The organism is Streptomyces sp. NPDC048415 (assembly GCF_040651675.1).
Taxonomy (GTDB): Bacteria; Actinomycetota; Actinomycetes; order Streptomycetales; family Streptomycetaceae; genus Streptomyces.
The window spans coordinates 73,305-86,466 of record NZ_JBEZKJ010000015.1 but is presented as its reverse complement, the minus strand read 5'-3'; the positions used below and the strand labels follow the sequence as shown (position 1 = coordinate 86,466).

General features: G+C 70.9%; 12 protein-coding genes and 1 tRNA gene. 5 read left to right on the top strand and 8 right to left on the bottom strand.

Going from position 1 to position 13,162, the window contains the following annotated elements:
- Positions 1–146 precede the first annotated feature (146 nt).
- From AB0D27_RS13505 to AB0D27_RS13495, 3 genes are all read left to right on the top strand, one after another.
- Positions 147–229 (top strand) — tRNA-Leu (locus tag AB0D27_RS13505).
- Between the two features lie 158 nt (positions 230–387).
- Positions 388–1,563: a 4-hydroxybenzoate 3-monooxygenase gene (locus AB0D27_RS13500; RefSeq protein ID WP_362506623.1), complete on the top strand. Its 1,176-nt coding sequence runs from the start codon at positions 388–390 to the stop codon at positions 1,561–1,563.
- A gap of 168 nt (positions 1,564–1,731) precedes the next feature.
- Complete coding sequence (locus tag AB0D27_RS13495; RefSeq protein ID WP_362506621.1) at positions 1,732–2,631, top strand: Bax inhibitor-1/YccA family protein; 900 nt, start codon at positions 1,732–1,734, stop codon at positions 2,629–2,631.
- A gap of 90 nt (positions 2,632–2,721) precedes the next feature.
- On the opposite strand, the gene AB0D27_RS13490 is transcribed toward AB0D27_RS13495, so the two are convergent.
- The gene (locus AB0D27_RS13490; protein WP_362506619.1) at positions 2,722–2,952 is read right to left on the bottom strand and encodes a DUF4287 domain-containing protein; all 231 of its coding nucleotides are present in this window, start codon (positions 2,950–2,952) and stop codon (positions 2,722–2,724) included.
- A gap of 104 nt (positions 2,953–3,056) precedes the next feature.
- On the opposite strand from AB0D27_RS13490, the gene AB0D27_RS13485 reads away from it, so the two are divergent.
- Positions 3,057–3,368: a hypothetical protein gene (locus AB0D27_RS13485; protein ID WP_362506616.1), complete on the top strand. Its 312-nt coding sequence runs from the start codon at positions 3,057–3,059 to the stop codon at positions 3,366–3,368.
- Positions 3,369–3,526: 158 nt separating this feature from the next.
- On the opposite strand, the gene AB0D27_RS13480 is transcribed toward AB0D27_RS13485, so the two are convergent.
- The 3 genes from AB0D27_RS13480 to AB0D27_RS13470 form a co-directional block, all read right to left on the bottom strand.
- Entirely contained in the window at positions 3,527–4,312 is a 786-nt protein-coding gene (locus AB0D27_RS13480; protein WP_362506614.1) for a hypothetical protein, read from the bottom strand.
- Positions 4,313–4,596: 284 nt separating this feature from the next.
- Positions 4,597–5,817, bottom strand: a complete 1,221-nt coding sequence (locus AB0D27_RS13475; RefSeq protein ID WP_362506611.1) for an acetyl-CoA C-acetyltransferase — start codon at positions 5,815–5,817, stop codon at positions 4,597–4,599.
- A 361-nt stretch (positions 5,818–6,178) separates the two neighbouring features.
- On the bottom strand, positions 6,179–7,261 hold the full coding sequence (locus AB0D27_RS13470) for an SGNH/GDSL hydrolase family protein (RefSeq protein ID WP_362506608.1): 1,083 nt from the start codon (positions 7,259–7,261) through the stop codon (positions 6,179–6,181).
- 142 nt (positions 7,262–7,403) lie between these two features.
- Between AB0D27_RS13470 and AB0D27_RS13465 the strand changes: the two genes are divergently transcribed.
- Entirely contained in the window at positions 7,404–8,798 is a 1,395-nt protein-coding gene (locus tag AB0D27_RS13465) for a cystathionine beta-synthase (RefSeq protein WP_362506606.1), read from the top strand.
- Positions 8,799–9,245: 447 nt separating this feature from the next.
- On the opposite strand, the gene AB0D27_RS13460 is transcribed toward AB0D27_RS13465, so the two are convergent.
- The 4 genes from AB0D27_RS13460 to AB0D27_RS13445 form a co-directional block, all read right to left on the bottom strand.
- Positions 9,246–9,683: a hypothetical protein gene (locus AB0D27_RS13460; RefSeq protein ID WP_362506603.1), complete on the bottom strand. Its 438-nt coding sequence runs from the start codon at positions 9,681–9,683 to the stop codon at positions 9,246–9,248.
- A gap of 10 nt (positions 9,684–9,693) precedes the next feature.
- A complete protein-coding gene (locus tag AB0D27_RS13455; protein WP_362506739.1) occupies positions 9,694–11,241 on the bottom strand; it encodes a SulP family inorganic anion transporter in 1,548 nt (515 codons plus the stop codon).
- Positions 11,242–11,418: 177 nt separating this feature from the next.
- Positions 11,419–12,084: a carbonic anhydrase gene (locus tag AB0D27_RS13450; RefSeq protein WP_362506600.1), complete on the bottom strand. Its 666-nt coding sequence runs from the start codon at positions 12,082–12,084 to the stop codon at positions 11,419–11,421.
- A gap of 141 nt (positions 12,085–12,225) precedes the next feature.
- The gene (locus AB0D27_RS13445; RefSeq protein ID WP_362506597.1) at positions 12,226–13,161 is read right to left on the bottom strand and encodes an ABC transporter substrate-binding protein; all 936 of its coding nucleotides are present in this window, start codon (positions 13,159–13,161) and stop codon (positions 12,226–12,228) included.
- Position 13,162 lies beyond the last annotated feature (1 nt).

Sequence of the window (13,162 nt, the reverse complement as noted above, 5' to 3'; positions counted from 1 at the left end):
AAGGCTACTGGCAAGTGCGGATGGCCCGTACCGAGGGCTGATGCACCCTCAGACGTCAATAAAATAAGACAACATCGGGCCGCCCGTCCGCTGTTCGGGGGATGCGTCCCGATAGGCTCGGAACCTCGACGCGGAGCCCATGGCCTGCCCGGATGGTGGAATGCAGACACGGCGAGCTTAAACCTCGCTGCCCCTCGCGGGCGTACCGGTTCAAGTCCGGTTCCGGGCACCTCCGACCCTCATGCGCGGATGACGCGCTCCCGCGCCCCGCGGCCGCCGGGGCGATTCCGACCGTTGACAGCGGACGTATGCCGTCGGAAACTCAGCGGGAGTCAATTGGTGAAGGAAATTTCACTACACGAACAAAGGACGCGAAGGGGCGTGCCGATGCGTACCACCGTCGGGATCATCGGGGCCGGGCCGGCCGGGTTGCTGCTGGCGCGGTTGCTGCATGGCGCCGGGATCGAGTCCGTGGTCCTTGAGAGCCGGAACCGGGCGTATGTGGAGCAGCGGCAGCGGGCCGGGATTCTCGAGCAGGGGACCGTCGATGTGCTGCGGGCCGCCGGGGCCGGCGAGCGGATGGATCGGGAAGGGCTGCGACACGACGGGATCGAGCTGCGGTTCCAGGGGCGACGGCACCGTGTCGACTTTCCCGCTCTCACCGGCGGGCGTTCCGTGACCGTGTACGCGCAGACCGAGGTGAGCAAGGACCTCATCGCGCTCCAGCTCAAGGAGGGCGGGCCGCTGCTCTTCGGGGCCGAGGCGCTCGCCGTGGAGGACGCCGAGAGCGAGCGGCCCCGCGTGCGGTTCACATATGAAGGGCTCGAGGACGTGCTCGAGTGCGACTACGTCGTCGGGTGCGACGGGTTCTGGGGGGTCGCCCGGAAGGCGGTGCCCGCCGCGCTCTCCCGCGTCTTCGAGCGGACGTACCCCTTCGGCTGGCTCGGCATCCTCGCCGATGTGCCGCCCTCGCACGACGAGCTCGTCTACGCCCGTCACGACCGCGGCTTCGCCCTGCTCAGCATGCGCTCGCCGGCCGTCTCCCGGCTCTACCTCCAGGTGCCGCGGGGTACGGACGCCGAGGCGTGGAGCGAGAAGGAGATCTGGGACGAGCTGGAGCGGCGGTTCGAGACCGAGGACGGCTGGCGACTCCAGAGGGGGCCCATCGCCTCCAAGTCCGTGACACCCATGCGCAGTTACGTCCATGAGCCCATGCGGCACGGGCGGCTCTTCCTCGCCGGGGACGCCGCGCACATCGTGCCGCCGACCGGGGCCAAGGGGCTCAACCTCGCCGTCGGTGACGTCGTCACCTTCGCCCGCGCGCTGACCCATCTCAGGGACACCGGATCGGCCGAGCGGCTCGACGCCTACTCCGAGACCTGCCTGCGCCGCGTCTGGCAGGCCGAGCGGTTCTCCTGCGACATGACGACCCTGCTGCACCGCGACCCCGGCGCGACCCCTTTCGAGGACCGCGTCCAGCTGGCCCGCCTCGAGCGGATCGCCGGCGCGCGGGCGGCCGAGACCGACCTCGCCGAGGGCTACACGGGCTTCTCCCTCGAATAAGCCGGGACCAGTGGCGGTGTCACGGCTTCGTACCAGTGCGGGCAGGGCATGAGACACCCGCGTACCGTGGCACCACAAGGGAAAGATCCTCCCCAAGCAGTAGGGTCATTCCTTTGCCTACCTATTACTCTTGAGCCAAGGTCACGCAGGTGTCCATGGAGGAGTGAAATGAGGAGCAGTAACCCGGTCTTCTCGCGACGGGGGTTCAGCCGCGACAACGGCTACGCGGGCTTCAACGCGGCGCCGCAGGCCGGGGGACCCGCTGTCGGCACCCAGGGCAACCCATATGCCCAGGGCGACCCGTACGCCCAGCAGGGCGGCAACCCCTACGCGCAGAACCCGTACGCCCAGCAGGACCTTCAGTACGGCACCCCGCCGCAGGCCCCGCCCACCACCGGCCGTATGACGATGGACGACGTCGTCATGCGCTCGGCCATGACGCTCGGCACCGTCGCCGTCGGCGCCATCCTGGCCTGGGCGCTGCTGCCGGTGTCGTCGACCAGCTACGGCCTGGCTGTCGGCTCCGCCCTCGTCGCCTTCGTGCTGGCGATGGTGCAGTCCTTCAAGCGCACGGCCTCACCCGCCCTGATCCTTGGTTACGCCGCCTTCGAGGGCGTCTTCCTCGGGGTCATCAGCGAGATGTACAACAGCCAGTGGTCCGGCGCGCCCTTCCAGGCCGTGCTCGGCACCATGGCGGTCGCCGGCGCGACCCTGCTCGTCTACAAGGCGGGCTGGATCCGCGTGACCGCGCGGTACGCGCGCATCGGCATGGCCATCGCCATCGCCTTCGTCGTCGTCATGGCGGTCAACCTGCTGCTGGTGGCCTTCGGCGTCGCCGGGGACGGCGGACTGCGCAGCATGGGCCCGCTCGGCGCGATCGTCGGCATCCTGGCGATCCTGATCGGCGCGTTCTTCCTGACCCTCGACTTCAAGCAGATCGAGGACGGCATCGCGTACGGCGCGCCCCGCGAGGAGGCCTGGCTGGCCGCGTTCGGCCTCACCATGACCCTCGTGTGGATCTACGTCGAGATGCTGCGGCTGGTCGCCATCTTCAGTGGCGACGACTAGGTCCCAGGCGTCTGGTAGTTCGGAAGGGCCCGCGAACTCCGGTTCGCGGGCCCTTCGTCGTTGGATGCCTGTCGTCTCGGTGGTGCGCGCTCAGAGCAGCTTGCGCGCGGCCCTCCTCAGGTCGTACTCGTGAATGATCGCCTTGGCGTGGCCGTACGCGAGATTGTGCTCGGCGCGGAGCCAGCTGACCTTCTCCTCGAAGCGGAAGAGAGCGGGGCCTTCGTCGACGGTGCGAAGCCAGTCGGAGACTTCACGACCGGTGCAGTGGGGGATGCGGGCGAGCAGATTGCGATGGGTCTCCTCGGAGAAGACTTGGGACATCGGCGCCTCCGGACGCAATGGGGATGTAAGCCGGTCCTTCACGCCACCGTGCCTGAGGGTTCGGTTGTTGGCAACAGTCCCGCCGCGGCGCGTAGTCTCGCGGCGTGCTTGATACGACGCCGCTGACCCGAGCCGTGGATCACTTCGCCGACCGGTTGCGGGCCGCGCCGCAGAGCCGCCTGCAACGGGGGGCCGCCGCCGAGGCACTGGGTCTGGCCAGGGAGTTGGCACGGCGTGCCCAGCTTCTGGAGGACCCCTCGAGCGAGCCCCGCGAGATGCCTGACGCGGGGATGTTCGCCGCCGCCGATCAAATCACCGTCGCCGTGCATGATTTGGCGGTCGTACTGAAAGACGAGGGGGACCTCGCGGAGGCCGTGGTGCTGGTGGCCGAGGCACAGAAACGCGCCGGGGTCTGATCGGCTGACCGACTCCGGCGCGGGTCTTCTTCCTCGGGGCGACGCTATGACGCGGGTGTTCTTCGTCGGGGCGACGCTACGGCGCCGGTGTTCTTCGTCGGGGCGACGCTACGGCGCCGGTCTACTTCGTCGAGGCGACGCCATGACGCGGGCTTTCGTCAGAGCGACGCTATGACGCGGTCCGCCAGGATGTAGACGTTCTCCTCGCCGCACGCGAAGGTCAGGGCGTACGCGCCCGAGACACCGGAGCCGCCCAGCAGGACGGGGCTCTCGCCCGCGCGCAGGGCCGCGGCCAGGCGCTCCGCGGTCTCGCGGTGGCCCGGGGTCATGCACAGCGTCGTACCGTCGGCGAAGACGTAGACGTCGAGGGTGCCGAGGGGGCCGGGGCGGACGTCCGCCAGCTCCGTGCCGGACTCGGCGAGTTCCTCCAAGCAGGACACCGTGCGCTCATGGTCGTTCACGACCGGTGACTGCACCGGTACGAAGTCCGGGTGCGAGGGGTGGCGGCGGCGGGCGGCGGCGAGTTCGGGCGAGTCGCCCGCGAACTCCTCGGCGTCCAGGCCGGACTCGGTCACCGACTCCAGGGGCTCGAGGCCCACGAAGTCCGACTGGCGCGGCAGGAACAGTTCGCTGTCCGGCAGGCCGAGCAGCGAGGGCGCGTCGGAGGCGTCACGGGTCTCCTGGGCGGCCCAGAAGGCACGCGCCTCGGCGAGCTCCCGCTCCCGCTCCTCGGCGAGCGCCTCGGCCACGGCGGCGCGTATCTCGTCCGTGTCGGCCGAGGCGCGGGCGGCGGGCACCAGGCCGCGCGCCGCCGCTGTGGCGCGGCTATGGGTGAGTTCGCTGCGCAGCGCCGCGATCTGCCGGCGCAACCCCCGCAGGGTGTGCAGAACGGCGACGCCCACGGCCGCGGTGGCGGCGGTGGTGAGCAGCAAAGCAATCGGCATGGCGCTCACTGACGTACTCCCGGTTCAAAGTCGGCCCCCGACTTCCTACATCAGCTTGAAGGGCGGACTATCCAGCTGTCAGTGCGTAACGTCACGAATAGGACAGGACTTTGGGTCCCGAGTTTAGTCGCGTAGCGGCTCTGACCTGCGGAAATACCTGTCCGGAGGGAGATAGGTCACATCTTGGACGGGATTGGATCACAAATCGGCCCAGAGCCCCGGTGGTTACGGGGTTCCGGGCCGATTCGTTCACGCTCTGTTCAACTGCGGTGACGCATAAGGGACTAGCTGAGGCGCTCGATGACCATCGCCATGCCCTGGCCGCCGCCCACGCACATCGTCTCCAGGCCGAACTGCTTGTCGTGGAACTGGAGGCTGTTGATGAGCGTGCCGGTGATGCGGGCGCCGGTCATGCCGAAGGGGTGGCCGACGGCGATGGCGCCGCCGTTCACGTTCAGCTTGTCCAGCGGGATGTTCAGGTCGCGGTAGCTCGGGATCACCTGGGCGGCGAACGCCTCGTTGATCTCGAACAGGTCGATGTCGTCGACGGTCAGACCGGCGCGCCCCAGCGCCTGCTTGCTCGCCTCCACCGGGCCGAGGCCCATGATCTCCGGGGAGAGGCCGGTGACGCCGGTCGAGACGATGCGGGCGAGCGGGGTCAGGCCCAGTTCGCGGGCCTTGGTGTCGCTCATGATGACCAGGGCGGCGGCGCCGTCGTTCAGCGGGCAGCAGTTGCCGGCCGTGACGAGGCCGTCGGGGCGGAAGACGGGCTTGAGGCCCTGGACGCCCTCCAGGGTGACGCCGGCGCGCGGACCGTCGTCCTTGGCGACGACCGTGCCGTCCGGAGTCGTGACCGGGGTGATCTCGCGCTCCCAGAAGCCGTTCTTGATGGCTTCCTCGGCGAGGTTCTGCGAGCGGACGCCGAACTCGTCCATGTCCTGGCGGGTGACGCCCTTGATGCGGGCCAGGTTCTCGGCGGTCTGGCCCATCGCGATGTACGCGTCCGGGATCAGGCCGTCCTCGCGCGGGTCGTGCCAGGTCGAGCCCTCCGTCTGCGCGACGGCGGCGGTGCGGGCCTCTGCCTCGGCGAAGAGGGGGTTGTGGGTGTCGGGCAGGCTGTCGCTGTTGCCCTTGATGCTGCGGGACACCATCTCGACGCCCGCCGAGATGAAGACGTCGCCCTCGCCCGCCTTGATGGCGTGCAGGGCCATGCGGCTCGTCTGGAGCGACGAGGAACAGTAACGGGTGATGGTGCACCCCGGGAGGTGGTCCATCCCCATCTGTACGGCGACTATGCGGCCGAGGTTGTGGCCCTGCTCGCCGCCGGGGAGGCCGCAGCCGAGCATCAGGTCGTCGATGTCCCTCGGGTCCAGCTCCGGGACCTTGGCGAGGGCGGCCTCGATGATCGTGGCGGTCAGGTCGTCGGGGCGCACGTCCTTCAGGGAGCCCTTGAAGGCGCGGCCGATCGGGGAGCGGGTGGCTGAGACGATCACGGCTTCGGGCATCACGGCTCCATTGGCATACGGGGTTGCGTGCAGGGCTGGTTGGGAAGTTACCCGTCCGTACCGTCCTGGTCACCGCTCTCGGTGTGTGACTCGGGCCGCACTTTTCTAAGCGCTTGCTTTTCTCTGGCGTGGGCGCCTTGAGCGGGTTCTGCCCTCTCCGACCCGAAAAATTCATCCCCTCCGCCGTCCCGTCCCTGGGGGCTGCGCCCCCAGGCCCCCCTTGTCGCGCTTCGCGCTCGTCCTCAAACGCCGGACGGGCTGAAATCAGCCCTTCGGGCTCGTCCTCAAACGCCGGACGGGCTGAAATCAGCCCTGGAAATCAGCCCTTCGGGCACGTCCTCAAACGTCGGAGCGGCTGCAATCAGCCCCTTCGGCGTTTGAGGAGCGGGGTTTGGGGCGGAGGCCCAGGGGAGGACGGCGGGGCCGGGGCAGGGGCCGGATCCGTGGCCGGGAGGCGGTGTCGGCGGCGGCGTTTCAGGAGGGCCCAGGGGCCGCGCGGGCCCGTGGGCATCGCGGCCGTGACCTCGGTGCCGGGCTCGGACGCGGCCTCGGCAGCGGCACGGGCGACCGGCAGGAAGCCCTCGCGGCGGGAGACGTCCGGACGCTCTTCCTCCGCCGGCCACAGGCCCAGGGCCGCGCAGACGGTGGGAAGGACGGCCATCGCCGCCGTCGCGTACCCCTCCGCCGAGGGGTGGTAGTTGTCGGGCCCGAACAGCTCCCGGGGATTCGCCTCGAACTCCGGCCCCAGCAGGTCGCCCAGCGACACCGTACGCCCGCCCTGCTCGACCGTACCGATCGTCTGCGCGGCGGCCAGCTGCCGGGACGCCCGCCGGGCCAGCCACCGCAGCGGCTGCTGGACCTGCTCGACCGTGCCCAGGTCGGGACACGTGCCGACCACGACCTCCGCGCCGGCGGTACGCAGCCGGCGCACCGCCGAGGACAGGTGGCGCACCGAACGCGTCGGTGGCATCCGGTGCGTCACGTCATTCGCGCCGATCATGATCACGCAGACGTCGGGGATCCGGGAGGTGTCCGCGAGGGCGAGCGCCACCTGGCGGTCGAGGTCGTCCGACTGGGCGCCGGGCAGCGCCACGTTGCACAGCTCCACCGGCCGCTCGGCCACCGCCGCGAGCCCGGAGGCCAGCAGCGCCCCCGGTGTCTGCCGGGCCCGGCGCACCCCCTGGCCGGCGGCCGTGGAGTCGCCGAGCATCGTCAGGCGCAAGGGCGGTTCGTCAGGATCGGCACCGGCGTAGTCGTATCCGTACAGGCCCTCCGCGCGCGGCGCGTACGGCGCATGTCCGTTGCCCACATGACGCTTCGCCAGCTGCACCTCCGCCAGCACCAGGCCGACGGTTGCCGCGCCCACCAACCCGATCCCACCACCGCCGTACGCCGCGCCCGCCGCGATGCGCCGGGCCACCCTCGCCCTCGACAAGCTCGACATCCGTCGCCGCCACCTCCTCATAGCCGTACAACCACTGCTTGCCCCGCGGAGGCGGTCGGCCAATCTCAACGGCGCGTGAACGGTCCCCCAGGGCCTTAGGCTGACGGGACCATTCCTTTTAAACGCAGCTCCGGAGACAACGGTGCAATTCCACGACTCGATGATCAGTCTCGTCGGCAACACCCCGCTGGTGAGGCTCAACAACGTGACCGCGGGCATCCAGGCGACCGTCCTGGCGAAGGTTGAGTACTTCAACCCCGGCGGGTCCGTGAAGGACCGCATCGCCCTGCGGATGATCGAGGCCGCGGAGGAGAGCGGCGCCCTCAAGCCGGGCGGCACGATTGTCGAGCCGACCAGTGGGAACACCGGAGTGGGCCTCGCCATCGTGGCGCAGCAGAAGGGCTACAAGTGCATCTTCGTCTGCCCCGACAAGGTCTCCACCGACAAGATCAACGTGCTGCGTGCGTACGGGGCCGAGGTCGTCGTCTGCCCCACCGCCGTTGATCCCGAGCACCCGGACTCGTACTACAACGTCTCCGACCGGCTCGTGCGCGAGACCCCCGGCGCCTGGAAGCCCGACCAGTACTCCAACCCCAACAACCCCCTTTCGCACTATCACTCCACCGGCCCCGAGCTGTGGGAGCAGACGGAGGGGCGGATCACCCACTTCGTGGCGGGCGTGGGGACCGGCGGGACCATCTCCGGTACGGGGCGGTATCTGAAGGACGCCAGCGAAGGGCGCGTCCAGGTGGTCGGCGCCGACCCGGAGGGGTCCGTGTACTCCGGCGGGTCCGGGCGGCCGTACCTCGTCGAGGGCGTCGGCGAGGACTTTTGGCCGACCGCCTACGACCGGACGGTGGCCGACGAGATCGTCGCGGTCTCGGACAAGGACTCCTTCCAGATGACCCGGCGGCTCGCGAAGGAGGAGGGGTTGCTCGTCGGCGGCTCCTGCGGCATGGCCGTCGTGGCCGCCCTGCGCGTCGCCGAGCGGCTCGGCCCCGACGACGTCGTGGTGGTGCTGCTGCCGGACAGCGGTCGCGGGTACCTCAGCAAGATCTTCAACGACGAGTGGATGGCCGACTACGGCTTCCTCGAGGACGAGGGCCCCAGCGCCCGCGTCGCCGACGTCCTCAACGACAAGGTGCACGGCGCCATCCCGTCCCTCGTCCACATGCACCCGGACGAGACCGTCGGCCAGGCCATCGAGGTGCTGCGCGAGTACGGCGTCTCGCAGATGCCGATCGTCAAGCCGGGCGCCGGTCACCCGGACGTGATGGCCGCCGAGGTCGTCGGCTCGGTCGTCGAACGCGAGCTGCTCGACGCGCTGTTCACCCAGCGGGCGTCCCTGGAGGACCCGCTGGAGAAGCACATGTCGGCACCGCTGCCACAGGTCGGCTCCGGTGAGCCGGTCGGCGACCTGATGTCCGTGCTCGGCACCGCCGACGCCGCGATCGTCCTCGTCGAGGGCAAGCCCACCGGCGTCGTCAGCCGCCAGGACCTGCTGTCCTTCCTCGCCAAGGGCGGCACCAAGCAGTAAGGCGCCAACCAGGAAGAAGTCCGCCGGAGTCCCCTCCGAAGAGCGAAGTTCCCTTCCGAAGGGGGATCTTCCGCCGCTTTCGGCGGGGAACTTCGCGGAAGTGGTACGAGCGCGTCACGTCCGCGCAGCACCCGCTTAACACGGGTCCGGCACATTAGTGGATGTCGGCAGGGCGGGAGCGGCTCCCCGCCCCGGCCGACACCGAAAACGGCGCCAAGGACCTCCGGAGCGGCTCCCGGACCTCCATGGACGCCACGGACGCGCAAGCCCGGTCCTGACCCGGCCCGCGTCCTTCGCGGGGACCGCCGTCGTCCCGCCCTCCCGGCAACGGGGGGTGCGGCGGTCCCCGCGCCACCTTTTGGCCCGGGGGTCGCCGTTGTCCGGCACCGCCGGAATCCGGCATCGCGACTGAGTGCCGTCGCGGCGGCAATCACCCCCCGGGAAGCGCTACTCCTGCCAGTCGGAGTCCGGCTTGTCCTTGCGGCGGCCGAAGAGGCCGGGGTTAATGCGCGCGGCCTGGACCACGTTGACGCCGACGATGCCGCCCCAGGCCACCAGCAGGCCGGGCAGGTGGGCGACACCGCCGCCGATCGCGGACAGCGGGATCGCGAGAACGAGCGAGACGATCCCGAAGCCGAAGCGCTCGCCCCAGGAGTCGGCCGACTGGGGCGTACGCGCGCCGCGGGCCACCACCATCTGCTGTTCGGCGAGCCGGCGCCGCACCCGGCGGTCGACCGCGCCGTCGAGACGCTGCTCGACCTTCTCCAGGAACGAGTCGACCAGCGCCGACTCGTACTCGTCGCCCAGTTCCCTGCGGGCGTGCAGAGTGGCGTCGAGTTCTTTCTTCAGTTCGGCGTCGCCGTGGCGCGCTTCGATACCGGTCATGGTGCTCACGTTAGGGAGCGGAGACCCCCGAGGCACTGGGGATAGCCCCCCTGTTCGGGCTGGGCTGGACCCCCGGCGGCAGCACCCCGAGCGTCTCGAGGACCCTGCGGTGGCCGTGCTCCACTGCGCTGATGCGGACCTCGATGCCCCGGCCGCGCAGATCGCCCATCGCGTCCTTCAGCGCCAGCGCGCCCGTCGCGTCGACCGCCGTCAGACCTGACATCCGCAGGTCGACCGCCGACACCCCGTGCAGGTCCGCGAGGCTGCGCCGGAAACGGTGGGCCGCGGCGAACAGCAGCGGCCCGTCGAAGCGGTACGTGACCTCCGCGCACCCGGGGCGCTCGTCGGCCGCCGCCGGGGTGAGCCGGCTGCCCCGCACCGCCGCGCGCAGGGCGAGCAGCACGGACACCGCGAGGCCGATCAGTACCGCCCGCACCAGGTCGAGCGCGAGCGTCGCGCACGCGGTGAGCGCCAGCACGAGGGCATCGCCGCGGGTGGCCCGCGCCATGGCCCGTACCGCGTCCGTCTCCACCATCCGCACGGCCGTCGCCAGGAGCACGCCGGCCAGCGCGGCCAGCGGAATACGTGCCACCAGCGGGGCCGCCGCCGCGACGATCCCGGCGAGGATCACCGCGTGCGTGAGCGCCGCGAGGCGGGAGGCCGCGCCGGTACGGACGTTCACCGCCGTACGCGCGATCGCGCCCGTCGCCGGTACGCCGCCGAACAGCGGGGCGGCGAGGTTGGCGATGCCCTGGCCGAAGAGCTCCTTGCCGGGGTCGTGGCGTTCACCCGGGCGCATGCCGTCCGCCACCGAGGCCGACAGGAGGGACTCCAGGGCGGCGAGGGCGGCGACCGCGGCGGCGGGCGCGAGCAGGGAGGGCACGCGGGACACGTCGAAGAAGGCGAGCGAGGGGGCGGGCAGGGAGGCGGGCAGCGCGCCGATCCGGGTCACGCGCAGGCCCAGCGCCTGCGCGGCGACGGTCGCGGCGGCCACGGCGACCAGTGAGAACGGCACCCCGGGCTTCCAGCGGGCGCCGGCCAGCATCACCGCCGCCGCCCCGAGCGACAGTGCGAGCGCCGCCCACTGCGGGCCCCGCCCGAACTCCTCCGCCGCCCGCGCGGCCACCACCGCCACCTGGTCACCGCCCGGCACGGGCACCCCGAGCGCCGACGGCACCTGCTGCAGGGCGATCACACACGCGATCCCCACCGTGAACCCGGCGATCACCGGCGCGGGCACGTACGCCATCGCCGCCCCGGCCCGCGCGAAGGCGAGCCCCAGCAGCATCACTCCGGCGATCAGCCCGACGGTCAGCACGCCGTCGGCCCCGTCCTCGTGCACGATCGGCACGAGCACCACGGTCATGGCCCCGGTGGGGCCGCTGACCTGTCTCGCGGACCCGCCGAACAGCGCGGCGAGGGCCCCCGCGACGATCGCGGTGGCGAGCCCGGCCGCGGCTCCGAGCCCGGACGTCACCCCGAACCCGAGGGCGAGGGGCAGGGCGACCACGGCGACGGTGAGCCCGCACAGGAGGTCGCGCCGCGGGGCGCTGGCCATGGAGCGGAAGTCGGCGGGAGAGGGCAGGACGGAGAGAGCCCGGGTGAGGGCGGGGGAGTGCTTCATGGGCGTGCGTCGACTTCTTCGCGTGAGTGAGTACTGCTGTGGGCAGTCGTTCCGCCGGGGCGGAACGGGTGGGCACGGCCGGCAGCGCCGGGTGCCGTTGCAAACGAGGGCTCAGGGCAGCAGGCCCACATGTCCGGTGTCGAGATCGAACCGCCCGGCAGCCACCTCGGCGGAGGAGAAGGCCGAGTCCGCCCGGATAACGTCCCGCACCCACGCGGCATGGGCCCGTACGGTGTGGTCGGCCCAGTCCCCGGGCAGCGCCCGAGTCCGCCGCGCCGCCGGGACGATCTCGTCCACGAGCAGGGCGAGATGCCCCGGCACAGGCGCCCCGGTGCGGAGGTGCTGAAGCGTCGCCGCGACCGCCCCGCACCGCTCGTGCCCGAGCACCAGCACCAGCGGAATGCCCAGCACCTCGACGCCGTACTGGACGGACCCGAGTACGGCCTCGTCCAGCACCTGACCGGCGGTCCTTATGCAGAGCAGGTCCCCGAGCCCCTGGTCGAAGACCAGCTCGGGCGGCACCCGGGAGTCGATGCATCCGACGACGACCGCGAAGGGGTGCTGCTCGGCGGCGAGGACATGCCGCCGGGCGCGCCCCTCGTGCGGATGGCGGGAGCGGCCGGTGGCGTAGCGCCGGTTGCCCGCGAGGAGTTCGGCAAGGGCGGCGCGGGCGGTCGTCGGATGCGGATGGGGTGCGGCGGAGGCCGGGACGGACGCGGTGGTGAAGACGGCGCCGGTGGTGGTCGCCGCCAGAAAGGCCCTGCGGTTCGAGGGCATGACGCTCCCTCAGGGAGTAGTGCTTGTAGCGCTCACCCACCGTACGCACGCCTGCGTCACCCTGAGTGTCCGTTTAACGACACTTGGTGATTCCGTCGTCGGATCATCGCCCCCGCGATACCGGCTCTTGATCGGGGGGCCCTACTTGGCCAGCCCGTGCTGCTTGGCGTACGTGTTCGCCACGTCCTCCGGGTCCTTCTTGTCCTTGTCCACCTGGCGGTTGAGCTCGGTGAGCTGGGCGGTGGTGAGGATGTTGCCGAGCCGGGCCAGGACGCCCCGGACCGTGGAGTCGGCCTTGCGGTCGGCGATCAGGGGGACGACGTGCTGGCCCGGGATGAGGTTCTTCGGGTCCGACAGGACGACCCAGTCGTTGGCCTGGATGTCCGTGTCCGTGGTGAAGAGGTTCGCCACGTCGACGTCGCCCTTCTTCAGGGCGCCCTTGACGAGCGGCCCGGAGGAGTCGAGCGACTTGAACTCCTTGAACTCCACCCCGTACACGTCCTTCAGGCCGACGACTCCGACCTCGCGCTTCTTCACCTCGGGGGAGGCTCCGACGACCAGCTTGCCGTTCTGCTTCTTGAGGTCGGCGAGGGAGGCGAGGCCGTACTTCCTCGCGGTCTCCTGGGTGACGACGAAGGCGTCCGAGTCCTCGGCCATGCCGTAGGGGAGGATCTGCAGGCCCGCCGGGAGGGCGATGGCGAGGGCGTTCTGCATCTCGCCTTCCTCGGTGGCCTTCGACTTGGGGTCGAGGTAGTGCAGCAGGGCGCCCTGGTACTCGGGGAGCAGGTCGATGTCGCCGCCCTTGAGCGCGGGGATGAGGATCTCGCGGGTGCCGAGGTTGGGGCGGACCTTCGTCTTGACGCCCGCGGCCTCCAGGACGGCCGCGTAGAGGTAGCCGAGCACCTGGTTCTCGGTGAAGTTGGCCGTGCCGATGGTGACACCGCCCTTGCTGGAGCCGCTTCCGCCGCCGGCGGAGCCCCCGCCGTCGAGCGAGGTGATGCCGCTGCCGCAGGCGGACAGGACGGGGACGGAGACGGCCGCTCCGGCGAGCGCGCCGAGGAGAGTACGACGGTTCATG